Source organism: Amycolatopsis sp. CA-126428, assembly GCF_002904335.1.
In the GTDB taxonomy this organism is placed as follows: domain Bacteria; phylum Actinomycetota; class Actinomycetes; order Mycobacteriales; family Pseudonocardiaceae; genus Amycolatopsis.
This window is the reverse complement of the sequence record NZ_PPHF01000016.1, coordinates 155,325-179,165: the sequence shown is the minus strand read 5'-3', so window position 1 is coordinate 179,165 and position 23,841 is coordinate 155,325. Positions and strand designations below refer to the sequence as shown.

The window sequence follows — 23,841 nt, the reverse complement described above, 5'->3', positions numbered from 1 at the left end:
GCGCGATACTGGGATTGAACCAGTGACCTCTTCCGTGTCAGGGAAGCGCTCTCCCGCTGAGCTAATCGCGCGCTGCGGAACTCCGTGTTGAGACAAGCATATCGGACGCCTCGCGGGGGCGTGCGGGGGGTCCGGTGTACCGAAAACCGCCTGACAGGAGAGGTCCGAAACGGGCACACTGCGAGGGACGTCCGTGCTCGCCACGACCGTCCCGGCCGACCAGGAGAGTCCCACCCCGATGACCGAAACCGTGTCCACCCCGCCCGCCGACGTGAACCGCCCCCCGGCGCGCTCGGGACTCCTCATCGGGGTTCTCGTGCTTTCCGCGTTCGTGATGATCCTCAACGAGACGATCCTGAGCGTCGCGTTGCGCGACCTGACCGTCGACCTGCACGTGCCGACGACCACCGTGCAGTGGCTGACCAGCGGGTTCCTGCTGACGATGGCGGTCGTCATCCCCACGACCGGGTTCCTGCTGGAGCGGTTCTCGCCGCGGCAGGTGTTCCTGTTCTCGCTGTCGGCGTTCAGCCTGGGCACGCTGCTGAGCGCGCTCGCGCCCGGGTTCGGGCTGCTGATGGCCGGGCGCGTGGTGCAGGCGTGCGGCACGGCGGTGATGCTGCCGCTGCTGATGACGACCGTGATGCGGCTGGTGCCGCCGGAGCGGCGCGGCGCGACGATGGGCACGATCACGATCGTCATCGCGGTCGCGCCGGCGATCGGGCCGACCATCGGCGGTGCGGTGCTGTCGTCGCTGGGCTGGCGCTGGATGTTCTGGATCGTGCTGCCGCTGGCGGTCGCCGCGCTGGTGGCGGGGGCGCTCATGCTGCGGCTCGACGGGGAACGCCGTCAGGTGCCGCTGGACCTGCCGTCGGTGCTGCTGTCCGCGATCGGGTTCGGCGGGGTGTTGTACGGCTTGTCGTCGAGCGGGGAGCAGGCCGGGGCCGAGCCGCCGGTGCCGAGCTGGGTGCCGATCGTCGTCGGGGTCGTCTCCCTGGCGGTGTTCACCTGGCGGCAGCTGCGGCTGCAGCGCCGGGACCGCGCCCTGCTGGACCTGCGGCCGTTCACCCACCGCAGCTTCGTCGTCTCGCTGGTGCTGACCGCGTTGCTGTTCATGTGCCTGATCGGCGCCGCGGCGATCATGCTGCCGCTGTACCTGCAGACGGTGCTGCACACGAGCACGTTCGTCAGCGGGCTGGCCGTGCTGCCCGGCGGGCTGGTGCTGGGGCTGCTGGGCCGCCCGGTCGGCGCGCTGTTCGACAAGGTCGGCGGCCGCCCGCTCGTCATCCCCGGCGCGGCGGCGATGGCCGCTTCGCTGTGGCTGTTCGCGGTGCTGGGGCCGGATTCGCCGCTGATCGCGGTGATCGGGATCCACGTGCTGATGATGGCCGGGCTCGGGCTGATGATGACGCCGCTGTTCACCGAGTCGCTCGGCTCGCTGCCCGAACACCTGTATTCGCACGGCAGCGCGATCCTCTCGACGCTGCAGCAGGTCGCGGGCGCGCTCGGCACCGCGGTGTTCATCAGCGTGGCGACGCTGGGCAGCCACGACACGACGGCGGCCAGCCCGGACGGCTCGGGGCTGCGGGCGGCGTTCATCCTCGCCGGAGTCATCGGGCTGGTCGCCTTCGCGGGCAGCTGGCTGATCCGGCGCGGTCCGGCTGCATCGTCCACTGTGTCTCCTTCGGAGCACTGAGCGAAGGTCCCGCTTCCGCTCGGCGAAGGCCGGGGGCAGGCCTGCGAGCGGAAGCGGGAGTCCGGAGAGAACCGGGCTACCCGGCCTCGACCTGCGGGGTCGCGCGGACACCGCAGTGCAGGTACCGCTCCCCCGTCGGCAGCGTGTAGAACGTCGCCGAGATCCAGGACCGCGCGCCCGGCTCGCGGAAGGCGAACTGAGGACCGCCGATCGGGAGCAGGTCGTGTTCCGTCGTCGGCTCCGGGACCAGCGCGGCGATCGGGCCGGTGATCGTCTGCCGCATCCGCAGGCCCGAATCGCCCTCGAAGACCTCGATCCGCATCGACGCGCGCTCGTAGACCCCGAGGAACTCCGCGAAGTCCACGGACGGCGGGGTGGCGGCCGGCGAGATCGGGCGGGGCATCGCCACCCCCGCCAGCTCGGCGAAGATCTCGCGGTAGAGCTCTTCGTAGAGGTCGCGCGTGTTGCCGCCGTTGGTGAGCAGCGTGACGGCCAGCCCGTGCTCCGGCAGGAGCCGGAGGAACGCCGACTGCCCGATCGTGTTGCCGTCGTGGCCGATGACGCGGTGGCCGTCCCAGTCGAAGCGGATCCAGCCGAGGCCCCACGAGTCGCCGAGGGTGTGCTTGTCGGGCATGTCCGCCTGCCACTCGGTCATCGCCGCCGCCGACGCCCCGGACAGCACGTCGAGGCCGCCGGCCAGGTGCATCCGGGCGAACGCCAGGACGTCCGCCGCCGGCGCGGTGATCAGGCCGGCCGGGCCCGCCGAGCGCGGCAGGCCCCACGCCGGGGCCGGCCGCGGCTCGCCGTCACCGGCCGCGACGTGGCCCATCGCCGCGCGGTGCAGCAGCGCCTCTTCCGGCAGCGTGCCCGTGCGGGTCAGGCCGAGGGGGATGAACAGCCGCTCGCGCAGCGCCGCGTCCCAGGTCAGGCCGGTGAGCTGCTCGATCACCCGGCCCACCAGCACGAACCCGGAGTTGCAGTAGGACAGCGTCGCCCCGAGCGGGTGGTTCTGCGCGACCTCCTCCAGCAGGCCGACGAACTTCTCGATGCAGTCGTCGCCGCGGCCGGTGTCGGTGAAGACGTCGCCGTCGATGCCGCTCGTGTGGGTGAGCAGGTGCCGCAGCGTCACCTGCTTGGTGACGTCGGGGTCGGCCAGCCGCAGCTCGGGCAGCACGTCGGCGATCGGCGCGTCGAGCTTCAGCAGGCCCTCGTCGACCAGCTGCATCGCCACCGTGGCCGTCCACACCTTGGTGATCGAGCCGATCTGGAACACCGACTCGTCGGTGACCTCGACGCCGGTGGCGGTGTTCAGCACGCCGTGGCTCGCGAGCACCTGGTCGTCGCCGCGGAGGATGCCCAGGGAGGCACCCGGCACGCGGTGCTTGCGCGCGAGCGCGGCCAGGCGCCGCCGCCAGTGCGCGGCGTCGAGCGGCACCCGCGCCGGCTTGCCCGGCTCCCCCGCGTGCTGCTCCACCCAGTCGGCGATCCGGCGGTTGAAGTCCCGCCGGTGCGACGGCTTCCCGTCGAGGATGAACAGGTGGGACGCGCCGGGGTAGAGCACCAGGCGGGTCGGCACGCCCTGCTCGCGCAGCGCGGTGAACCACTGCTCGGCCTGCCCGGCCGGGCACCGGTCGTCGGCGGCGCCGTGCACCACCAGGGTCGGCGTGCGGACCTTTTCCACCTGGGACAAGGGAGAAAGCGCGGTGTAGTGCGCCCGGTTCTCCGACGGGATCGCGCCGAGTTCGGAGACGCCGAGGTAGTGGCCGCTGTCGGACGTGCCGGCCATGCTGACCACGTCGCTGACGACCCCGCCCGCGACCGCCGCGGCGAACCGGTCGTCGCGGCTGGTCAGGTAGCAGGTCATGTAGCCGCCGTAGCTGTAGCCGGCCACGGCGAGCCGGCGCGCGTCGGCCACGCCCTCGGCGACCAGGTCGTCCAGCGGCTCGAGGAAGTCGCGGGCGTCGGCCACGCCCCAGGCGCCGACCGCGGCGGTGTAGAACGCTTCGCCGTAGCCGTCGCTGCCGCGCGGGTTGAGCAGCAGCACCGCCCAGCCGCGCGCGACGAGCTCCTGGTGGTAGAGGTGCACGGCGTCGGCGGTGCCGTTCCACGCGTTGTGCGGGCCGCCGTGGATGTCCAGCAGCAGCGGCCGCGGGCCGGTGCGGGCGGGGTCGCGCAGCAGCCAGCCGGCCACGACCGTGCCGTCGGAGATCGTGAACTCCCGCTCCTCCGAGACGAACGGCTCGAGCTCGCCGGGCCCGTGCGCGGTGCGGACGTCCACCACTCCCCCGGTGACGGCGACCGTCGCGATCTGGCCGTAGGACGTCGCGGTGGCCAGCACGATCGCCGCGGTGCCCTCGGCGACGGTCATCCCCGTCACGGCGGTCCCGGCTCCGCCGGCGACGAGCCGCGGCTCACCCCCTTCGGCGTCGACCGCGTACAGCTGCGTGTACCCGCGGTCGCGGGCGCAGAACAGCACGGTGGCGCCGGAAAGCTGCGGGAGCGCGCCGGGGTAGCCGGCCCCGCCGGGCATGACGTTCCGGTCGAGCGGGGCGGCCAGGTCGGTGGTTTCGCCGCCGTCCAGCGGGATCTGCAGCAGCCCGAGGTGCCCGGGCGCGGTGTCGCGGCGGCCGACGGCGAGCAGCGCGGCGCCGTCGGCGGTCCAGGTGACCGCGCCGCACATGCCCTCGGCCGAGCCGATCAGCCGCGGTTCGCTCGCGCGGTCACCGGGCTCGACGACGTACGCGCCGGAGCGGAAGGTGAGGTCGCTGTCCGCCTCCGGTCCCGCCGGGAAGGCCAGCCGCTCGCCGTCCGGCGACCACGCGGGGTCGCCCGCGTGCCAGTCCCCCGCCGTCACCTGCCGGACCTCGCCGGTGGCGACGTCGAGGACGTGGACGTGCTTGCGCAGGGTCCGCAGCAGCCCGGCGCCGTCGGCCTTGAAGTCGAGCCGGTCGGCGACCACCGGGGCACCCGCGCGGCGGGTCCGCGCCACGTCGTCCTCGCCCTCGTCCGCGGCGAGGTCGACGGGGGCGGCGAAGGCGATCTCGGCGCCGTCCGGCCGCCAGACCGGGGTTCCCGCGCCCAGCGGGAGCGTGGTGACCCGCTCAGCCTCGCCGCCGTCCGCGGGGAGCAGCCACAGCTGCGCCGGGCCGTCCTGGGCGCGCAGGAACGCGAGCCGCGTGCCGTCGGGTGACCACGCCGGCTCGAGGTCGGCCGGGCCCCGGGTGAGCCGGCGCGGCTCGCCGGATTCGGTCGAGACCACCCACAGCGAGCGGGTGTCCTCGTCCCGGTCGCGGTCGGCGGTGCGCAGCACGTACGCGATCCGGCTGCCGTCGGGCGAGATCGCCGGGTGCTCGGGGAACTCGAGGGCGTACAGGTCGTCGGTGCCCGGACGTCGGGTCATGCGGATCTCCTCGTGGGATGGCTCGCGGCGTAGTGGCACGCCGCGGAGTGGGGCCGGGCCGCCGCCTCGTCGGCCGGGTCGGCGGTGAGGCAGAGGGTGCGGTCGGCGTGCACGAGCGGCCCGATCGGGCAGCGCGGGTGGTAGCGGCAGCCGGCCGGCGGGTGGTGCGGGTCGGCGGGTTCGGTGTCGGCGAGCGCGCCGGCACCGGTGTCGTCGAGCAGGCGCCGGTGCGCCGAGGGCGCGGCGGCCAGCAGGTCCCGCGTGTAGGGGTGCTTCGGCTCGGTGAGGACCTGCTCGGCGGGCCCGGCCTCGACGATCCGGCCGAGGTACATCACCGCGACGACGTCGCTGACGTACCGCACCACGGCGAGGTTGTGCGAGATGAACAGCATCGACAGCGCCAGCCGCCGCTGCACGTCCCGGACCAGGTTGAGCACGGCGCCCTGCACCGAGACGTCGAGTGCGGAGGTGATCTCGTCGGCGACCAGCACCTTCGGCCGCCCGGCCAGCGCCCGGGCGAGCGCGACGCGCTGCCGTTGCCCGCCGGAGAGCCGGCCGGGCAGCGCCGCGGCACTGCCCGGGTCGAGGTTCACCAGTTCGAGCAGCCGGTCGACCTCGGCCCGCCGCTCGGCCCGGGACGTGCCCGGCGGCATCGCCTCGGTGATCGACTCGCCGATCGCCATCCGCGGGTCCAGCGACGAATACGGGTCCTGGAACACCATCTGCAGCGGACGCCGCCGGGGCAGCCGCCGCACGTCGACGCCGTCGAGCAGCACCCGGCCCGCGCTGACCGGCGCGAGCCCCGCGGCCGCCCGGGCGAGGGTCGACTTGCCGGAGCCGGACTCGCCGACCAGGCCGACGACCTGTCCTGAAGGGACGGTCAGGCTGACGCCGTCGACCGCGGTCAGCTTGCCGTAGCGGACGCTCACGCCGTCGAACTCGAGCGCGCTCATGCGCACGCCTCGCCGGCGCTCGGCGTGGCCTGAGCGGCGGACGCAGTGTTGAATGATTCGTTCGCAGGCTCTCTCATGCCGCACCCTCCTCATGGGACTGTCCGGAAAGGGCGGTGACCTGCGGGTGCCAGCAGGCGACCCGGTGGCCGTCCGCGGCCGGTTCGAGCACCGGGTCTTCGGTGCGGCAGCGCTCCGAAGCCAGCGGGCACCGGGCGGCGAACGCGCAGCCTTCGGGCACCTGGTCGGGTTCCGGCGGGCGGCCGGGGATGACTTCCAGGGGCCGGTCGCGGTCGGTTTCCAGGTCGACCGTGGTGGCCAGCAGCGCCCGCGTGTACGGGTGCCGGGCCGGGCTCCCGGTCGGCAGGTCCTCGACGATCCGGCCGGCGTACATCACCAGCATCCGTTCGCACGTCTGGGAAACCACGGCGATGTCGTGGCTGATCAGCAGGATCGCCGCACCCTCGGTTTCCCGCGTGCGGGCCAGCAGGCGCAGCACCTGCCGCTGCACGGTGACGTCGAGGGCGGTGGTCGGCTCGTCGGCCACGATCAGCTTCGGCCGGCCCATCAGGCCCATCCCGATCATCGCCCGCTGCCGCATGCCGCCGGAGAACTCGTGCGGGTACTGCCGGGCGCGCCGCTCGGCGGCCGGGACGCGCACCGCGGCCAGCCGGTCCACCGCGCGGGCGAACGCCGCACGCCGCGACAGGCCGTGGTGCTGCTCGGACACCTCGGCCAGCTGGCCGCCGACGCGGCGGGCCGGGTTGAACGACGTCATCGGGTCCTGGAACACCATGGCCAGCGCCGTGCCGAGCTCGCGGTCCGACGCCTCCGCCAGCGGTGTCCCGGCGAACTCGAGCCGGTCGGCGGTGACCACGCCGGGCGCTTCGACCAGGCGGGACACGGCCAGCGCGGTCAGGCTCTTGCCGGAACCGGACTCGCCGACCACGCCGATCGCTTCGCCGGCGCGGACGGAGAAGCTGACTCCCCGCACCGGGACCGTCCAGCCGTCCGGGCCGGGGAACGCCACCCGGAGGTTCTCCACCACGAGCACCGCGTCCGCGGGCGGCTGCGCGAGGGCGGGCCGCGCCGCCGGCCGTGGCGGTGCACCGCGCCTCCTCGCGCGGGTCCGGACCCCGACCACCGCGGCGACCGTCTCGCCGACCAGGTTGAACGCCAGCCCGGCGAGCACCACCGCCGCGGCGGGGGCGAGCGCGGCCGCGGGGTTGACGTAGATGCCGTCCAGGCCTTCGCGCAGCAGCCGTCCCCAGTCGTAGTCCGGTGCCTGCACGCCGATCCCGAGGAACGACAGCCCGGCGAAGGCGAGCAGTGCCGAGCCGGCCCCGATGGTCGCGTTGACGACGAGCGGCTCGCCGATGTTCGGCAGCACGTGCCGGGCCAGCAGCCGGGCCCGGCCCACGCCGGCGATCCGGGCCGCGGCCACGAAGTCGCGCCCGCTGACCGACGCCGAGAGCGTCTGCACGAGCCGCGCGAACGCCGGCGCCATCGCGAAGCCGATCGCTAGCACCGCGCCGTGCGTGCCGACGCCGAAGATCACCGCGAGGAACAGGGCCAGCAGCAGCCCGGGGAACGCGACGGCGATGTCGACGACCGCCGTGAGCAGCCGGCCCACCCGGCGGGGCAGCACCGACGGCAGCGTCCCGAGGACGACGCCGGTGCCGGCGCCGATCGCGGTGGCGAGCACGGCGAGCCCGACCGAGAGCCGGGTCGCCACCAGGGTGCGCAGCAGCAGGTCGCGGCCGAGGGAGTCGGTGCCGAACGGGTGCGCCCCGGACGGGCCCTGGCCGATCGCGTCGGTGTCGATCGCGGCCGCGCCGTCACCCCACAGCAGCGGCGCCAGCACCGACAGGACGACGACCAGGGCCAGCAGCACCGCCGAGCACGCGCCCACCGGCGTGCGCAGGGCCGCCGTCCACACCGAACCGCGTCGAGCCATCTCACGCCTCCCGAATGGCCGAGCGCGGGTCGAGCAGCCCGAGCACGACGTCGACCAGCAGGTTCACCAGCAGCACGCCGACGCCGTAGACCAGCACGATCCCCTGGACCAGCGGGTAGTCCTTCTGCAGGATCGACTGCACGATCGTCGAGCCGAGGCCGGGCCAGGCGAACACGTTCTCCACCAGCACCGTGCCCGCGACCAGCCCGGTCAGCATCAGCCCGCCCAGCGTCAGGGTCGCGGTCAGCGCGTTCGGCAGCGCGTGCCGGACGTAGACCAGCCGCGCGGGCAGCCGCTTCGCCCGCGCCGTGCGGACGAAGTCGGCGCCCAGCACGGACAGCAGCTCCACCCGGACCATCCGGGCGAGCACCGCCGCCGGCCCGGTCGCCAGGGCGGCGACCGGCAGCACGTACGCGCTCGCGTCGTCGCCGCCGGCCACCGGGAACCAGCCGAGGCCGACCGCGAACAGCGCCACCAGCGCGACCGCCACCAGGAATTCCGGCACGGCCGCGAGGAAGACGCTCACCGACGTGAACGCCAGCTCGCCGCCCCGGCGGCGGCCGCCGCGGGTCAGCACCGCGAAGACGACGCCGACCGGGATCGCGACGGCCACCACGACGGCGAAGGACGGGATCGCCAGCTGCAGGGTCGCCGGCAGCCGGTCGCCGATCACCTGGGTGACCTGCTGGCCGCTCGCCATCGACGTCCCGAGGTCGCCGGTGAGCAGGCCGCGCAGGTAGTGCCCGTACTGCACCCACAGCGGGTCGTCCAGGCCGAGTTCCAGCCGTTTCGCCCGCACCAGGTCGGCCGGGGCGGTCATCCCGAGCGCGGCGCGCACCGGATCGCCCGGCACCAGGTGGATCATCAGGAAGGCCGCGGTGACCAGCGCCCACAGCGAGACGGCGAACCGGGTCAGCCGCCGGGCGGCGAACGCCGGCCACGGTCCGCCGCGCAGGCGGGCCGGCGCCGCCGCGGTGGTCATCGCGCGTACATCCGGATCGACGACGGCGTGACGCTGCCCTGGCTGACGTCGAACCGCGAACCGCTCGCGTAGTACGGCACCACGGAGTCGATGTAGGGCACCACGTCGACGCGCTTGACCAACGCGGTCTCCGCGGCCTGCCAGGCCGGGCAGCTGGCCTCGCCGCTCATCGCGGCCGCCTGCTTCACGCCCTGCTCGTACTCCGGGTTGGCGATGTGGCCGAAGTTGGTCCCGTCCGGCGCCGCCGGGCCGGACACGAACGGCACCAGCTGACTCGGCAGGGTGAGCCCGACCGGGCCGAGCGAGACCTCCCACTCGCCGGTGCCGAACAGCACCTGGGACAGCCCCGGGCTGTCGACGGCCTTGAGCGTGACGTCGGCGCCGAGGGACTTCCACGTCTGCTGGGCCAGTTCGGCGGTGGGTGCCATCGTCGGGCCGAGCTGGGTGCCGTAGAGGACGGTGAGCGCCAGCCGCTTGCCGCCCTTGACGCGCACGCCGTCCGGGCCGGCCTTCCAGCCCGCACTGTCCAAAGCGGACGCGGCCGCCGCCGGGTCGTGCGTGGGCAGGTGGCCGGTGACGGTGTCGCCCGAGCACGCCTTCGGCTCGGCGGTGACCAGGCTCTGCGACGGCTTGCCGGTGCCGTTGGTCAGCACCTTGCCGAGCTGGGCGAGGTCGAGCGCCTGGGTCAGCGCGCGCCGCACGGACTCGTCCTGGCCGGGGCGCCCGGCGGCCTGGTTGTAGAAGATCTCCCCGAGCGGGGCGAGGAAGTCCGCGTGGAAGAGCTTCCGCGCTTCCAGGCGCTGGCGGTCCGGCCCGTTGATCTGGCTGGCGTTCAGCTCACCGGAGAGCAGCAGGTTCGTCGCGGTCGAGGTGTTCGGGACGACCCGGGCGACGACCTTGTCGGGCAGGCCGGCCTGCTGGGCCTTCCAGTCCCCCGGCCCCCAGGTGTAGTCCTTGCGGCGGGTGAACGTGTAGTGGTCGTTCGGCACGATCTCGGAGACGGCGAACATGCCGGTGCCGCTGCCGCCCTTGGCCAGGAGCTTCCGGTCGGCCAGGCCGTTGCCGCAGACGATCGGCAGGGCGCCGACGTTGCGGAGCAGGAACGCGTCGGGCGCGCCGCTGGCGACGGTGATCGTCCGGGTCCCTTCGTCGGCGGTGGCCTTCGTGCCCGGCGCGATCGTCAGGCCGGCGAACGGCGACTTGTTCGCCGGGTCGCCGACGAACCCGATGTTCGCGGCGACGTCGGCGGCGGTCAGCGGAGTGCCGCCGGCACAGGTGATCCCGGGGCGCAGGGTGAACGACGCGGTGGTCGTCGTGGCGTCCCACTTTTCGGCCAGCGCGGGCAGCGGCTTGCCGTCGGGGGTGAGTTCGACCAGGGAGTCGTAGAGGAACCGGTCGACCTGCCCGGTCACGGCCAGCACCGACATGTGCGGGTCCAGGTTGCCCGGGTCGGAGGCGATCCCGAGGGTGAACGTCTTGCCGTCGGCCAGGTTGCCGCCGGACGCACCGGCGTCACCCGGTCCCCCGCAGGCCGTGGCCGCGAGGGCGAGCGCGCCGAGCAGGACCACCACCGGTCGTGCGCCGAACCGGGGCTTCGCCCCGGGCCGGGGGCTCCGCCACCCGGACCCCCGCAAGAAATGGGTCTGGATCATGGGGTTTCCTTCCGCAGGTGGTCCACGGCGAGCCGGCCGGCCCGGCCGATCGCCGCGTCGATGGCGGGTTGCCGTTCGGCCAGGGAGTTCGCGCGGGTGAAGACCGCGACGGCGAAGCTGCGGCCGTCCGGGAAGGACACCACGCCGGCCTCGTTGCGGACCGCGGGCAGCGTGCCGGTCTTGGCCGCGATCGCGACGTCCGAGCCGAAGCCGGACGAGAGCCGGTGGGGCCAGATCTGCCGCGCCATCATCGAGCGGACCCGCTCGCACGCCGCGGGCTCCCCGGCGCGGTCGGTCCACACCGCGTCGAGCAGCTCGGAGATCTCGCGCGGGGTGGACGACGTCGTGCGCGCGGGGTCCAGCACCGCGAGCTTCCACGTTTGCTCGGCGGTCGCGCCGGCGAACACGGCGTCGATGTCGGCGTCTTCGGGCGCCCCGACGTCGGCGAGGACGGAGGCGAACAGGTCCTCGCAGCAGCCGATCAGCCGGGTGCGGTGCAGGCCCAGGTCGGCGAGGACGCGGTCGACGGCCGGCGGCCCGATCCGGTGGTAGACGACGTCGGTGGCGGCGTTGTCGCTCATCGTCAGCATGAACAGCGCGAGGTCCCGCCAGCTCATTTCGACGTCGTCGGCGCAGCCCGCGGTGCCGATGCCGCCGATGCGGTAGCGCGAGCCGACGCGGGTCCGGGCGGTCTCGTCGAGCCGCCCCGCGGCCACTTCGCGGGCGTAGGCGACGGCGACCGGGATCTTGAACACCGACGCCAGCACCACCGGGTCGTCCGCACCGACGGCGACCTCGGGTCCGCCGCCGATTTCCCGCGCGTGCAGGAAGCCGTGCGCGCCCACCGAGGCGAAGATGCCGGCGATCTCCGCCTCGACGCCGCTCACGCGGTCACCCGCCGATCGGCCCGGCCGGTGTGCAGGTACAGCGCGCGGCCGGTGCCGTCGTCCCCGACGAAGGCGTGCGGCACGTACATGCCCTGCATCGGCTCGGCCAGGATCAGCGTGTCGCCGTTCAGCGCGACCAGCTCGATCTTCTCCGGCTTGGCCAGCTCCGCGAAGATCCCCTTCGGGACGCGCTCGACCCAGACGCGGCCGTCGTCGTCCTGGCTGACCACGATGTCCGCCACCGACGACGAGTACTCGCCGACGTACCGCGAGGCGTCGAAGCGCGGCGCGGCCGGGTCGGGCACCGGCGGCGCGGCCAGTTGGATGCCGGTCAGCTCGCGCAGGACGTGCCCGATCACCTCGGTGTAGACGGCGATCGGGTCGCCGCCGTTGGTCAGCAGGGCGACCGCGACGCCGTGCTCCGGGGCCGCGCGCAGGAACGCGGACTGGCCGATCGTGCCGCCGTCGTGGCCGACCACCTTGCCGCCGGGCGAGTCGAACAGCGACCAGCCGAGGCCCCACGCGTCGCCGAAGATACCCAGGTCGGGCAGCTCCACCAGGCGTTCCCGCATGGCGCGGGCGCTGCCGGTGCTCAGCACCCGGGTGCCGTCAAGGCCTTCGCCGTCCTTCAGGTGCATCGCGGCGAACGTGACCAGGTCGCGCGGCCGCATGGCGAGCATCGAGCCGGCGGGGGCGTTGGACGGCGCCAGCGCCCAGGTGCCGGCGGGTTCCGGGTCGGCGCCGGGCGACGGCGTCAGGTGGCCCAGCGCGGCCCGGAACCGGATCGCCTCGTACGGGCTCGGCGCCGCGTGCGTCAGGCCGAGCGGGGTGAACAGGTGATCCTGGAGGCATTCGCCGTAGGGCTTGCCGCGCAGGACTTCCACGATCCGGCCGAGCACGCAGAACGCGGCGTTGTTGTAGGAGAACATCTCGCCGGGGGCGAACAGCTGGGGCACGTCGCCCAAGGTGGCGACGTACTTCTCGACGCAGTCGTCGCCGCGGCCGGTGTCGGTGAAGATGTCCCCCTCGAACCCGGCGGTGTGGCACATCAGCTGCCGGACGGTGATCCGCGCGGCCGCGTCGTCGTCGGCGAGGACGAACTCCGGCAGGTACTTCCGGACCGGCTCCTCGAGGTCGAGAACGCCGTCGTCGACGAGCTGCATGGCCAGGGTGGTCGTCCAGACCTTGGTGATCGACCCGATCTGGAACAGCGAATCGACGTCCGCTTCGACGCTGGTGCCCGTGTTGAGCACCCCGGCGGCGTGGTCGATGATCTCGCCGCCGGCGTACACGGCGACGGCCGCGCCGGGGACGTGGTGCTCGGCCAGCAGGGCGGGGAGCCGGGATTCCAGCCAGGCGGAGAGTTCGGGGAGTTTCGGCATGGGGACCTCTCGTTTCGCTAGGCGAGCCAGGACTTCGCGGTGGTCACCTCGGCCAGCCGCTCCGGGATCGGCGTGACGCCGAGACCGGGCCCGGACGGCACCGGCAGCCGTCCGGCCTCGAGCACGAACGGCTCGGTGATGTCGGTGCGGTAGAACCGGTCCGACGCCGAGGTGTCGCCGGGCAGGGTGAACCCGGGCAGCGACGCCAGCGCGACGTTGGCGGCCCGGCCGAGCCCGGTTTCGAGCATCCCGCCGCACCAGACCGGGATGCCGTGCGCGGCGCAGACGTCGTGCACCCGCCGCGCTTCCAGGTAGCCGCCGACCCGGCTGGGCTTGATGTTGACGATCCGGCAGGCGCCGAGCCGGATCGCGGCCGCGGCCGCGGCCGCCGACACGACGGTCTCGTCCAGGCAGATCGGTGTCCGGAGGTGCCGGGCCAGCTCGGCGTGGCCGAGCACGTCCTCCTCTTCCAGGGGCTGCTCGATCAGCAGCAGCCCGAACGGGTCGAGCCGTTGCAGCTGCGGGACGTCCGAGAGCGTGTACGCGGTGTTCGCGTCGACCTGCAGCAGGAGGTCGTCGCCGAAGCGTTCGCGGACCGCGCGCACCGGCTCGACGTCCCAGCCGGGCTCGATCTTCAGCTTGATGCGGAGGTACCCGGCGTCGAGGTAGCCGCCGACGACGTCCACCAGCTGCGGGATCGAGTCCATGATCCCGACCGACACCCCGCACGGCACGGAGTCCGCTGTGGACCCGAGCGCCGTGCCGAAGGACAGGCCGTGCGCGCGCAGCTCGGCGTCGAGCACGGCCATTTCCAGCGCGGCCTTGGCCATCCGGTGGCCCTTGAACTTCGCCAGCAGCGGCGTGACCTTGTGCGCCGTGAGTTCTCCGGCGGCGAGGAGCGCGGGCACGAGGAAGGCCTGCAGCACGTGCTCGACGCCGTCGATGTACTCCGGGGAGTAGAGCGGGCCGGCCATCGCCCCGCACTCGCCCCAGCCTTCGCCCTCGGACGTCACCACGCGCAGGAGCAGCAGTTCGCGTGCGGACTGCGTCCCGAACGACGTCCGGAACGGGGCCACCAACGGCATCCGCACGCGGAGGAGTTCCACACCGGTGAGTTTCACGACGAAGGCTCCTTGCTGAGCACGTACCAGCCGGCACGATCGAATCCGGTGACCGAGGCGCCGCCGGCGAGCAGGCCGCCCAGCACCTCCCGCAGCGCGACGCGCCACGCCCGGCCCTGGTCCGGGTCGGTGCGCCGGAGCGCCTCGATGTCCGGCGGGACGGCGACCAGCACCACCGGCGCGTCCGCGGCACCGGTGACCGGGCCGCCGTCCGGGCCGGCCGCCAGCGCGACGGCGGCTCCCCGGGCCCGCAGCGCCGCCGCGTCCACCCGGTCCGGCCGGCCGGCGGCGGCCGTCCGCACCGGCGGGCTCGCCAGGTCCCAGGCGACCATCAGGCGGTCGGTGTCGCCGGTGCCGTTGATGCCGTCCTGCATCGGGCCGTAGAAGTCCGGCAGGTAGTGCGCCGGGCGGGCGGCGAGCTTGGTCAGGTTGAAGTGGGCGTTGCGGCGCACCAGCGGGTCGAACGTCCAGGAGATCTCCGCGACCCCCTGGCGCAGCGCCCACGCGCGCTGGTGCAGCTTCAGCGCGAAGCCGATGCCGCGGCCGTGCCCGGGAGTCGCGACCCCGGCGATGTGGCTGTGCAGTCCTCCCTTCGCGGGTTCACCGAAGAACCCGAAGCAGGCGCCGAGCAGCTCGGGTCCGTCGAAGGCCCCGGCGACGTAGTTGCCCGCCGAAGCCATCGCCCGCAGCAGTTCGGCGGTGACCAGGGGGTTTCCCGGTGCGGGCCGCCAGATCGATTCGAAGAGCCGCGACACCGCGGCCAGGTCGGCGACCTCGGCCAGGGTCCGGATCCGGACGCCCGAGGCGAGGGCGGCACCGGCCGCGGCGGCGGCGGCCTCGTCCCGCAGCGGCGGGGCTGTGTTCGTCACGACTTCTGTCACGCCCACCATCCTTTCCGGACGCTCGCCGCCGGTCACCGTTGTCCCGCACCGGATTCTTCGTGCGCGTTCGTCGGATCGGACGAACTGCGTTGCGCCAGCACGGTTTCGGTGAGCGCGGCGAGCAGCGCGGTCCGCCGGGCCAGCTCCGCGACGACGACGTGTTCGTCGTCGGCGTGCGCTCCCCCGCCCACCGCGCCGAGTCCGTCGAGCGTCGGAATGCCCAGTCCCGCCGTGAAATTGCCGTCCGACGCGCCGCCGACCGCGGCCTGGGTGAGGGTCCCGGCCGCGAGTTCGTTCGCGAGCACGAACAGCTCCGAAGACGCTCCCGCGTCCAGCGGTGCGCGGTTGATGCCGCCGACGATGTGGATCCGGGCCTCTTCGTGCACCGGTGCGAGGTTTCTGATGGCGCGGTCGACGCGCTCTTGTTCGGCCGCGTCCCACACCCGCACGTCGACCGCGACGCTCGCCTTGGCGGGCACGGTGTTCGTCGTGGTCCCGGCCGTCAGCGCGGTCGGCACGACGGTGGTGCCCAGGTCCGCGTCGGCGAGCGCGGCGATCGCGAGGATCTGGTGGGCGACCTCGACCCCCGCGTTGACACCCTTTTCCGGTTCGAGCCCGGCGTGCGCGGCACGGCCTTCGACCTCGACCTGGTAGAGGGAAACACCTTTGCGGCGCGTCTTCAGCGCGCCACCGTCGGCCGAGGCTTCGAGCACGAAGACCGCGTCGCAGCTCTTGGCTTCCTCTTCGATCAAGGTGCGGGACAGCGGCGAGCCGATTTCTTCGTCGCCGGTGACGAGGATCGAAAGACCGTCGCGGCCGGGCAGCGCGGCGGCGGCGTGCAGGGCCATCACGACCCCGGCCTTCATGTCGAAGCAGCCGGGTCCGCGCAGGATCCCGTCGCGGACTTCGAAGGGGTGCGTGCGCAGGGAGCCCAGCGGCCACACGGTGTCGTGGTGGCCGAGCAGCAGGACCCGGGGCGGGCCGTCGCCGAACCGCCAGCGAAGGTGCGTGCGGCCGTCGGTGACGATCCGTTCGGGCTCGACGCCGAGCAGGCGGCGGCCGATCCCGGCGACGACCTCGGCGCTGCGCGCGACGGCTTCGTGGTCGGCCGAAGGCGACTCGCACCGGACGAGCGTCTCGATGTCGTCGATCACTTCGGCTCACCCCGCAGCGGCTTGCCGGGCAGCGCTTCCCGGTCCAGCTTTCCTTCGCGAACCACCGGAACTCCGGCGACGTACAGGTGCCGGACGCCGTGCGAGGGCCGGGTCGGGTCGGCGTAGGTGGCGGTGTCGGTGATGCGGTCCGGGTCGAGGACGACGAGGTCGGCGTCTGCTCCGGTGGCCAGGTGGCCCTTGCGGCGGGCGGCGGGCGCGACGTCGTCGAGCAGCCGCGCGGGCAGGTACGAGCAGCGCCGGAACGCCTCGAGCCAGCTCCAGGCGCCCGCTTCGCGGACCATCAGCCGCAGGGTCTTGGCGAAGGTGCCCGCGGTGCGCGGGTGCGTCCGGCCGCCGGGCGGCAGCGGCCACTCGGTGCTTTCGCCGCGGCCGTCCGGCCACGACACGGGCATCGCGTCACTGGCGACGACGGCGTCGGGGAAGGCCAGGGCCCGGTGCAGCAGCGCGCGTTCGCGGGGGTCCTCTTCGTCGAGGAACTCCAGCAGGCACGGCGCGCCCGGGTCGTCCCGCCGCAGCTGCCGCAGGCGGGCTTCGTCGCGCACGCGTTCCCCGGTTTCGAGGATGACCACACTGGACGGCCGGAGTCCCTTGAGCCGCAGACGGTCCGGCTCGATGAAGGCGGCCCCGACCGCCGTGCTGCCCGCGCCGTAGGGGTAGGCCTCGACGGTGACGCGGGAGCCCGCGCGGCGGGCGTCCTCGAGGGTGGCGAGGACGCGGTCGATGTGGTGGCCGGAGGTGCTGTTGACGTGGCAGTGGTGCATCGCGGCGCCGGTCTCCCCCGCGGCGGCGGCGATCTCGGCCGAGCCGTCGACCGGGATCGCGGGGTCGACCTCGACCAGCTCGCGCACGTGGGTGTAGGTCGGCACCCCGGCCTGCGCGGCGAGGTGGGCGACGGCCAGGAACTCGCCGGGCGCGGTCTGCGGCGCGTACCCCATGAGCACGCCGATCCCGAGGGCACCGGCCGCGAGCTCGGTGTCCAAAAGGGACAGCCAGGCGGTCAGTTCCGCCGGCGACGAAGAGCGTTGCCAAGCGGGGTTGCCCAGGACGGCCAAGCCGCTGTCGATGTTCGCGTCGGGCTCGATCCCGGCGAGGACCTGCGCCCGGGCCGCGCCCCAGGAGGCGGAGAAGCCGTAGTGCAGGGGCCGCCCGGCCGCGGCGGCTTCGGCGTAGGCCCGCTCGACCGGCATCAGGCCGGCTTCGAGGTCGAGCGCGGTGGTGACGCCGTCCATCGCCTGCAGCCGCTGCCCGGCGACGGAGTGGACGTGGCTGTGCAGATCGACGAACCCGGGCCCGACGACGAGCCCGCTGACGTCGACCTCGGTCGCATCCGGCGCCGTCAGCCCGGCCCCGACCGCCTCGACGACGCCACCGGCCAGCAGCACGTCGGCGACGCCGTCGAACCCGGTCCCCGGATCGACGACCCGGCCGCCCCGCAAGAGTGTCCGCACCCGCCGCCTCCTCGTCACCACCCGATCGAGGTGACGTTAGGAGGATCGGCGGCGCAGCCGTTCGTCCGAGCCGACGAACTCCGGCGCCCCGATCCATCCGCACGGACGAACCGACCGTCCAGGTACGCGAGCCGACCCTCCAGACACGCGAGTCGTCCGTCCAGGTACTCGTGTCGTCCGGGCGGGTCAGGAAGCCGGGGTCACCGGGGCGAGCAGCAGGCCGGTGACGGCGTCGATCAAGCCGGTCCCCGCGTCGTTCCAGCTCGCGCGGGGGGTGGGCGTGCCCTCGGCCAGGGCCCGCTCGCGCTCGGCCGTCATGTGGATCATCAGCTGGCGGGCCATGTCGCCGCGCTCGGCGCGGACGTCGGGCGGGAGGCCGTCGAGGCAGCGGTTCAGGCCCTCGACCGCGCGGGCCAGCGCCGGCGAGGACAGCGACTCCTCCGCGATGATCGCCCGCAGCGCCGGGTCGGTCATCACCTGGGCGCTGAACCGCGCGAACCACGTCGGCGCCCCCAGTTCGTGCAGGTAGCTCGTGCTCGGGCGGACCAGGCACGCCACCCAGTCCCGCAGCTCACCGTCGCCGTCGATGGCGTCGACGAGCTCCTCGCGCAGCCGCTCGATCCGGCTGAAGTGCTTGCGGGCGATGGCGCGGACCAGGTCCACCTTGGTGCCGAAGTGGTAGTTGACGGCGGCGTTGTTGCCCTGCCCGGCCGCCTCGCTGATGTGCCGGTTGGACACCGCGTGCACGCCGTGCTCGGCGAACAGCCGCTCCGCGGTGACGAGGATGCTCTCCCGCGTGGCACTCGCGCGATCCGCCTTGACGTTCATCCACCCACCCGGTCACCCAGCCGCCCTGCCGGGCTCCACCTTACGGATGCGATCACCGGAGCCGGCCCAGCCACGCCCGCGCCGCGGCCAGGTAGCGGCGGCTGAGCTCGCTCGACGGCGCCCAGGCCTCGAACCCGTGCGGCCCTCGGGGCACGACGTGGAACGTGGTGGCGACACCCGCCGCGCGTAGGCGCCGCGCGTATTCGGCGGCTTCGTCGTGGAACAGGTCGATGTCGCCGACGCCGATCCAGGTCTCCGGCAGCCCGGTGACGTCGTCCCGCCGCGCGGGGACCGCGTACAGCGGCACGACCGGCGCGCCCGGTTCGGTCCCGAGGTAGGCCCGCCAGCCGAAGCGGTTGAGGCGGTTGTCCCAGACGCGGTGCCCGGCGGTGTCGAGTCCGCGGCGGGCGGCGGTGCGGTCGTCGAGCATCGGGCAGAACAGCCACTGCGCACGCGGTCGCTCGCCCTCGTCGTGCAAGCGCTGCACGAGCGCCGCGGCGAGCCCGCCGCCGGCGCTCTGGCCGCCGACGACCACCTGCTCGGCGGCGACGTGGCCCCGCAGCCACGTCCAGGCGGCGAGACAGTCCTCGAGCGCCGCCGGGTACGGGTGTTCCGGCGCGAGGCGGTATTCGGCCGACACGACGGTGATGCCGAGCCCGGCCGCCGTCCCCGCGCAGAACCGGTCGTCCTGGGCCGCCCCGCCGATGACCAGGCCGCCGCCGTGGATCCACAGCAGCGTGCGGCCCGACCGGGGCGCCCGCGGCCGGTACACGCGCAGGCCGGGGCGCAGCTCGACGGTGACGTCCGGCAGTGACGGCGGCCGCGTCCGCGCGCTCGCCGCCCGCACCAGGCGCCGCACCCAGGCCCGCTCCAGCGGCAAGCGCGGCACCCACCGGACCCGGCCGCGCAGCTCGGGCGCCACCGCGGACCACGGCACGGTCACGGCCGCACCGCACCGCGACGGCTTCTCGCGGGAGCGCGCGGGCTCGGTCGGGTCATGGCCGCAGCGTACCTCATTTTAAGTCAATCGATTGAGTTAGAACCGGTGGCCAGATCTCGGCGCCCCCTGACTTCCGGGCCACTGTCGGCCGAGACCACCGATTCCTAACGTCGAACCCCGTGATCGAGATCCTGGCGCCGATCCTCATCGGCCTCGCCTACGTCATGCTCAACTCCCTGATCCCGGAGCGGCACCGGCAGCGGTTCAACGCCGTCATGGTGGGCGGGGCGGGAGCGGCCTACCTTTCCGGCGGCGCGCTCGGGCCGTGGGAGCTGGTGTTCTGCGCGCTGCTGACCTACGTCGCGTTCCGCGGGCTCGACTCGTGGACGTTCATCGGCGTCGGCTGGCTGCTGCACACCGGCTGGGACATCGTCCACCACCTCAAGGGCCAGCCGATCCTGCCGTTCGCCCACGGCTCGTCGTTCGGCTGCGCGATCTGCGACCCGGTCATCGCGATCTGGTGCTTCACCGGCGGCCGGTCCGTGTGGGCGTGGCGGCGGGTTGGCGGTCATGTCACCCGGGTACCCGGGTGACATGACCGCCGACGTCGAACGCGCCGCGCACGCCTACTGTCCCCGGTGCCACCCGGATCCCCGGCCCGGGGACGTGCTCCAGGCGTTGTGCGGCGCCCGCCACCCCTACTTCGGCCGCCGGGAGCGGCCGGTCAACACCTGTCCCGCCTGCGTGACGCTGGCCTCGGCGAACGTCTACGCCTGCGGCCACCCCGGCGCCTGACCGCCGCCGCCGTGCGCAGCGCCGGTCAGCGGGAATCCGGCGGGGCACGGCTTCCGTGTCGCAGCACCTGAAAGTCCTGCGCGAGAACGGTCTGATCGCGCGAGGAACGCTCCGGGCGCCAGGTCGTCTACCTGATCACGGCGCTCGGAGCGTCCTTGCTGGCGTCTTGGTTCAGCTCACGCGGGCAGCGAAGACAGCGGCACCGCGAAGACCGAACGGCCGCAGGTCTGGTCCTTCGCCGTGCAGTCGGCCGTCGACCACTCCGACTGGGACCACACCAGGCCGGTCGACCAGTCGTAGGTCAAGGCCTCCGGGTGGACCGCCCAGCAGGCCGTGGTGCCGGTGGCGCACGTCGCCGAGCTGCTCTTCGCCGTGGTCTGGCTCCAGAGCTGGCCGTTGATCGTCGCCGAGCTGTGCGCCACGTACCACTTGCCGTTGTTCGACAGCACGCCCTGCATGTTGCCGACCGAGCTGCGCAGTGCCTCGCTCGCGGCCACCGTGCCCGACGACGCCGCCAGCAGGTAGTCCGTGCCCATCGGGTAGCGGTAGAGACGGCCGTGGAGGGTCTGGTCGGAGAAGTACTCCGTCGTCACTACGCTGGCCGGGGTGGTGCTGCGGTCCAGCGACATCGACGAGAAGCACGGCACCCCGGTGTCGGACGCCATGCTGCAGGTGCCACCCGCGTAGGTGTAGTAGCCGACCTGCATCATCGCGTACTTGTAGGTGTAGGCGGCGTACCCGCCCGAGGTCTTGCCGATCGCGTTCGACGTCGTGTCGGTCATCTGCAGGATGTGCTTGGTGCTGAAGACGCGGATGGCGGTCGAAGTGCTGCCTTCGGCCGTCACGTAGATCTTGTCGCCGTACCAGGCCATCCCGCCCATGTGGGCCTGGGCCGCGGAGAAGCTGGTGCCGGTGCTGTTCGGCACGCCCAGGTACATCATCCGGTACGACGCCTTGGCCGGGTCGTTGTAGTTGATCGCCTGGATCCGCGCGTCGTTGTAGCGGCCGAGCGCGTCGGTGCCGTGCCAGCCGGACAGGATGACCTTGTCGTCGCCCCACTTCCCGTCGTCGTCGGCGTCGCCGGAGGTCGTGATGCCCTGGGGGCTCCACGTCGTCGTCCCGGCGCGGTCGGCGTCCCAGCACAGCGACTTGGTGGCCACCGGTGCCTTGGGCAGCGCGGCCTTCTCCACCGCGGTGCAGCCGGTCATGTCATAGCTGGTGTCGTTGACGACGGTGTTGAGGCTGACGTTCGGCAGCGCGCCGTCCAGCGCGGTCAGCGCGGCGGCCGGCGTGGCGTGCCACACCAGGTTCTGCTTGGCCGTCGTCGTCAGCGGGTCGCTGTAGGCGGCGCTCGCCGTCCCGGGCAGGGCCAGTGCGCCGGCCGCCACGGCCAGCGCGAGCAGGAGCAGTTTCGGAGTTCGCATGGGGAGGAGTACGCCGGACGGCCGTCCAAAACGCATACACCGGCGTTGTACGCCTCTTGTACCCCCGCCGGGCGCGGGTCCGTCCACTGTGGATCCCGCGCCGTGCCGCCGCTGCCCCGGTTACCGCTCGAGCGCCTCAACCAGCACCGCCCGAAGCGGCGTCACCGGCCGGCCGAGCAGGTCTTCCAGCTCCCGCCCCGCAGCGGCGAACTCGCCCCGCCGAGCGGCCCGGAACATGCCGAGCAACAACTCCGCCTGCGCCGCCGGGACGCCGCGTCCGGTCAGCGTGGCCACCCACGCCTCGTCGGCGACCACCACTCGCCGCACGGGCCGGCCGCTGATCTCGGTGAGCAGGGCGGCGACGTCGCCGAGGTCGAGGGCCACCGGTGCGGTCAGCGGCGGTGTCGGCCCGTCGAACCGGCCCTCGCCGGCGAGGATGATCGCCGCGGCTTCGGCGAGGTCGGCGTGCGCCGTCCAGGACACCGGTCCGTCGGCCGGCGCGGCCAGTTCACCGGTTTCGAGTGCCCCGCCCAGCAGCAGCGGCACCGTACTGGCGTAGAAACCGTTCCGGAGCGCGGTGAACGGCCCTTCGCCGGCCCGGCGCTCGGTGGCGGCGTGGTCGGCCATGGGCGCGAACAGCGAATCGTCCGCCGCCGCCTGATGACTGGTGTAGAGGACGCGCTTCGCCCCCGCCGAGCGCGCGGCTTCGATCGCCGCGACGTGGTGCTCGACGGCCCGCTCGCCCATCTCGTCCGTCGAAACGACGAGGACCTGCGCCGCCCCCTCGAACGCCTCGGCGAGCGAGCCCGGGTCGGCGAAATCGCCCCGCCGGACGCGGACGCCCCGGGCGGCGAGGCCGGCCGCCCGCTCCGGCTCCCGGACGCTGACCCCGATCTCGGCGGCCGGCACCCGCTCGAGCAGCCGGTCGACGATCCGCGATCCGAGCTTTCCGGTTCCCCCGGTGATGACGATCATGGTGCACCCCTTCTCGATGTTCACGCTGATACTAACCAAGTTAGCATCAGTGATACCAAGTTGGGGTTACCATCGTCATCAGATTGCTCGCAGCACCGCCGCGCCGTTCACCCGGTCCGCGGCCAGGTCGGTCAAGGCCCGGTCCGCCGCGTCCAGCGCGTAGGGCACCGTGCTGACCTCCAAGTGGTGGCGGCCGGCGAAAGCCAGGAATTCCCGGGCGTCGGCCCGGGTGTTCGCGGTGACGCTGCGCACCTGACGTTCCTGGAAGAGGTGCCGCTGGTAGTCCAGCGGCGGAACGTCGGACAGGTGGATGCCCGCGATGGCCAGCGTGCCGCCGCGGTCGAGCGCGGCCAGCGCGGGAAGCACCAGGTCACCGACCGGCGCGAAGAGGATCGCCGAGTCCAGCGGTTCCGGAGGCGGCGAGGCCGCGTCCCCCGCCGACGCCGCACCGAGCGCCCGGGCCAGCTCACGAGCGGCCGCGCTGCGCGTCAGCACGTGCACCGTGGCGCCCCGCGCGATCGCCACCTGGGCGGTCAGGTGCGCGCTCCCGCCGAACCCGTAGACGCCCAGCCGGCCGCCTTCGGGCAGGTCCGCCCGCGCGAGCGCGCGGTACCCGATCAGTCCGGCGCAGAGCAGCGGCGCCAGCTCGTCGTCGCGGTAGCCGCCGGGCAGCGGCAACGCGTACGCCGCGGGGACGACCGCGAACTCCGCGTACCCGCCGTCGGCGTCCCAGCCGGTGTACCGCGACTCCGGGCACAGGTTTTCGCGCCCCCGCAGGCAGTACCGGCACCGCCCGCAGGTCGCGCGCAGCCACGCGATGCCCACCCGGTCCCCGGGCGCGAAGCCCGTGACGCCGGCACCGAGCCCGGCCACCTCGCCGACGACCTCGTGCCCCGGCGTCACCCCCGGCCGGTGCACCGGCAGATCACCCTCGGCGACGTGCAGGTCCGTCCGGCACACCCCGCACACCAGCACCCGGACCAGCAGCTCCCCCGCGCCCGCCCGCGGCACCGGCGTCCGCACCAGGTCCACGGGCCCGGCCGCCACCGGGCCCGGCCGCAGGACGCGCCAGGCGTGCATCGTCGTCGGCAGCGCCACCACGGATGACCTCCTCGTTCCCCGGACGTCACCAGCATGGCGGCACCGCGGCGGCCGCGCGAGTGCCGGTAAGTCATTGACCCCCAACGGGATTGAGCTGTTCGTGCACATTCTTGTCTGTGGCGTAACAACATTCGGGCTTCCCGCGCCATAACGGACGGCGTTCGCGCCAGTCCGGTCCCCGCCGCACGAGGAGTTCGTGATGGGTATTCGTCGTTCCCCGATTCCGCGAAGATCAAGGCGCGCACTGGCG

Annotated in this window: 19 protein-coding genes and 1 tRNA gene; 3 read left to right on the top strand and 17 right to left on the bottom strand. The window is 73.6% G+C overall.

Annotated elements, in window-relative coordinates; all coding sequences use genetic code 11:
* Positions 1-71, bottom strand: a tRNA-Val gene (locus tag C2L58_RS04195).
* Positions 72-238: 167 nt separating this feature from the next.
* Between C2L58_RS04195 and C2L58_RS04190 the strand changes: the two genes are divergently transcribed.
* Positions 239-1,693, top strand: coding sequence for a DHA2 family efflux MFS transporter permease subunit (locus tag C2L58_RS04190; RefSeq protein ID WP_103335988.1), 1,455 nt, complete (start codon positions 239-241; stop codon positions 1,691-1,693).
* A gap of 76 nt (positions 1,694-1,769) precedes the next feature.
* On the opposite strand, the gene C2L58_RS04185 is transcribed toward C2L58_RS04190, so the two are convergent.
* From C2L58_RS04185 to C2L58_RS04125, 13 genes are all read right to left on the bottom strand, one after another.
* Positions 1,770-5,093, bottom strand: coding sequence for a serine hydrolase (locus C2L58_RS04185; RefSeq protein WP_103335970.1), 3,324 nt, complete (start codon positions 5,091-5,093; stop codon positions 1,770-1,772).
* On the bottom strand, positions 5,090-6,046 hold the full coding sequence (locus C2L58_RS04180) for an ABC transporter ATP-binding protein (protein WP_103335969.1): 957 nt from the start codon (positions 6,044-6,046) through the stop codon (positions 5,090-5,092). The genes C2L58_RS04185 and C2L58_RS04180 overlap by 4 nt, the downstream gene beginning before the upstream one ends.
* 73 nt (positions 6,047-6,119) lie before the next feature.
* Positions 6,120-8,000 (bottom strand): dipeptide/oligopeptide/nickel ABC transporter permease/ATP-binding protein, encoded by a 1,881-nt coding sequence (locus tag C2L58_RS04175; protein WP_103335967.1) that lies wholly within the window; start codon positions 7,998-8,000, stop codon positions 6,120-6,122.
* 1 nt (position 8,001) lies between these two features.
* Positions 8,002-8,982: an ABC transporter permease gene (locus C2L58_RS04170; protein ID WP_103335965.1), complete on the bottom strand. Its 981-nt coding sequence runs from the start codon at positions 8,980-8,982 to the stop codon at positions 8,002-8,004.
* The gene (locus C2L58_RS04165) at positions 8,979-10,634 is read right to left on the bottom strand and encodes an ABC transporter substrate-binding protein (RefSeq protein WP_233225540.1); all 1,656 of its coding nucleotides are present in this window, start codon (positions 10,632-10,634) and stop codon (positions 8,979-8,981) included. The genes C2L58_RS04170 and C2L58_RS04165 overlap by 4 nt, the downstream gene beginning before the upstream one ends.
* Positions 10,631-11,521 carry a serine hydrolase gene (locus tag C2L58_RS04160; RefSeq protein ID WP_103335962.1) on the bottom strand — a complete coding sequence of 297 codons (891 nt, stop codon included), beginning with the start codon at positions 11,519-11,521 and terminating at the stop codon, positions 10,631-10,633. The genes C2L58_RS04165 and C2L58_RS04160 overlap by 4 nt, the downstream gene beginning before the upstream one ends.
* Positions 11,518-12,903 (bottom strand): serine hydrolase domain-containing protein, encoded by a 1,386-nt coding sequence (locus tag C2L58_RS04155; RefSeq protein WP_103335961.1) that lies wholly within the window; start codon positions 12,901-12,903, stop codon positions 11,518-11,520. The genes C2L58_RS04160 and C2L58_RS04155 overlap by 4 nt, the downstream gene beginning before the upstream one ends.
* Positions 12,904-12,920: 17 nt before the next feature.
* Positions 12,921-14,024 carry an o-succinylbenzoate synthase gene (gene menC / locus C2L58_RS04150; protein WP_103335959.1) on the bottom strand — a complete coding sequence of 368 codons (1,104 nt, stop codon included), beginning with the start codon at positions 14,022-14,024 and terminating at the stop codon, positions 12,921-12,923.
* Positions 14,021-14,914: a GNAT family N-acetyltransferase gene (locus C2L58_RS04145; RefSeq protein WP_199191086.1), complete on the bottom strand. Its 894-nt coding sequence runs from the start codon at positions 14,912-14,914 to the stop codon at positions 14,021-14,023. The genes menC and C2L58_RS04145 overlap by 4 nt, the downstream gene beginning before the upstream one ends.
* Before the next feature lie 23 nt (positions 14,915-14,937).
* Positions 14,938-16,059 carry a M20 family metallopeptidase gene (locus C2L58_RS04140; protein ID WP_103335958.1) on the bottom strand — a complete coding sequence of 374 codons (1,122 nt, stop codon included), beginning with the start codon at positions 16,057-16,059 and terminating at the stop codon, positions 14,938-14,940.
* Entirely contained in the window at positions 16,056-17,528 is a 1,473-nt protein-coding gene (locus C2L58_RS04135; protein WP_103335956.1) for an amidohydrolase family protein, read from the bottom strand. The genes C2L58_RS04140 and C2L58_RS04135 overlap by 4 nt, the downstream gene beginning before the upstream one ends.
* Positions 17,529-17,714: 186 nt before the next feature.
* On the bottom strand, positions 17,715-18,356 hold the full coding sequence (locus C2L58_RS04130) for a TetR/AcrR family transcriptional regulator (protein ID WP_103335954.1): 642 nt from the start codon (positions 18,354-18,356) through the stop codon (positions 17,715-17,717).
* A 52-nt stretch (positions 18,357-18,408) separates the two neighbouring features.
* Complete coding sequence (locus C2L58_RS04125) at positions 18,409-19,299, bottom strand: alpha/beta hydrolase (protein ID WP_103335953.1); 891 nt, start codon at positions 19,297-19,299, stop codon at positions 18,409-18,411.
* A gap of 176 nt (positions 19,300-19,475) precedes the next feature.
* On the opposite strand from C2L58_RS04125, the gene C2L58_RS04120 reads away from it, so the two are divergent.
* The gene (locus C2L58_RS04120; RefSeq protein WP_103335951.1) at positions 19,476-19,889 is read left to right on the top strand and encodes a DUF6010 family protein; all 414 of its coding nucleotides are present in this window, start codon (positions 19,476-19,478) and stop codon (positions 19,887-19,889) included.
* A gap of 1 nt (position 19,890) precedes the next feature.
* Positions 19,891-20,091: a hypothetical protein gene (locus C2L58_RS04115; RefSeq protein ID WP_103335950.1), complete on the top strand. Its 201-nt coding sequence runs from the start codon at positions 19,891-19,893 to the stop codon at positions 20,089-20,091.
* 176 nt (positions 20,092-20,267) lie between these two features.
* Here the strand turns inward: C2L58_RS04115 and C2L58_RS04110 are convergent, their stop codons facing one another.
* The 3 genes from C2L58_RS04110 to C2L58_RS04100 form a co-directional block, all read right to left on the bottom strand.
* Positions 20,268-21,515 carry a hypothetical protein gene (locus C2L58_RS04110; protein WP_233225539.1) on the bottom strand — a complete coding sequence of 416 codons (1,248 nt, stop codon included), beginning with the start codon at positions 21,513-21,515 and terminating at the stop codon, positions 20,268-20,270.
* Positions 21,516-21,635: 120 nt separating this feature from the next.
* Positions 21,636-22,514 carry an NmrA family NAD(P)-binding protein gene (locus C2L58_RS04105; RefSeq protein ID WP_441296288.1) on the bottom strand — a complete coding sequence of 293 codons (879 nt, stop codon included), beginning with the start codon at positions 22,512-22,514 and terminating at the stop codon, positions 21,636-21,638.
* Between the two features lie 54 nt (positions 22,515-22,568).
* The gene (locus tag C2L58_RS04100) at positions 22,569-23,570 is read right to left on the bottom strand and encodes a zinc-binding alcohol dehydrogenase family protein (protein WP_199191091.1); all 1,002 of its coding nucleotides are present in this window, start codon (positions 23,568-23,570) and stop codon (positions 22,569-22,571) included.
* Positions 23,571-23,841 lie beyond the last annotated feature (271 nt).

Excerpts from the sequence above, each read along its gene's own strand:
- C2L58_RS04175 (WP_103335967.1), bottom strand. The coding sequence starts at position 8,000 with ATGGCTCGACGCGGTTCGGTGTGGACGGCGGCCCTGCGCACGCCGGTG.
- C2L58_RS04130 (WP_103335954.1), bottom strand. The coding sequence starts at position 18,356 with ATGAACGTCAAGGCGGATCGCGCGAGTGCCACGCGGGAGAGCATCCTC.
- C2L58_RS04180 (WP_103335969.1), bottom strand. The coding sequence starts at position 6,046 with ATGAGCGCGCTCGAGTTCGACGGCGTGAGCGTCCGCTACGGCAAGCTG.
- C2L58_RS04100 (WP_199191091.1), bottom strand. The coding sequence starts at position 23,570 with ATGCACGCCTGGCGCGTCCTGCGGCCGGGCCCGGTGGCGGCCGGGCCC.
- C2L58_RS04155 (WP_103335961.1), bottom strand. The coding sequence starts at position 12,903 with ATGCCGAAACTCCCCGAACTCTCCGCCTGGCTGGAATCCCGGCTCCCC.
- C2L58_RS04145 (WP_199191086.1), bottom strand. The coding sequence starts at position 14,914 with ATGGTGGGCGTGACAGAAGTCGTGACGAACACAGCCCCGCCGCTGCGG.
- C2L58_RS04190 (WP_103335988.1), top strand. The coding sequence starts at position 239 with ATGACCGAAACCGTGTCCACCCCGCCCGCCGACGTGAACCGCCCCCCG.
- C2L58_RS04170 (WP_103335965.1), bottom strand. The coding sequence starts at position 8,982 with ATGACCACCGCGGCGGCGCCGGCCCGCCTGCGCGGCGGACCGTGGCCG.
- C2L58_RS04165 (WP_233225540.1), bottom strand. The coding sequence starts at position 10,634 with ATGATCCAGACCCATTTCTTGCGGGGGTCCGGGTGGCGGAGCCCCCGG.
- C2L58_RS04115 (WP_103335950.1), top strand. The coding sequence starts at position 19,891 with ATGACCGCCGACGTCGAACGCGCCGCGCACGCCTACTGTCCCCGGTGC.
- C2L58_RS04110 (WP_233225539.1), bottom strand. The coding sequence starts at position 21,515 with ATGCGAACTCCGAAACTGCTCCTGCTCGCGCTGGCCGTGGCGGCCGGC.
- C2L58_RS04185 (WP_103335970.1), bottom strand. The coding sequence starts at position 5,093 with ATGACCCGACGTCCGGGCACCGACGACCTGTACGCCCTCGAGTTCCCC.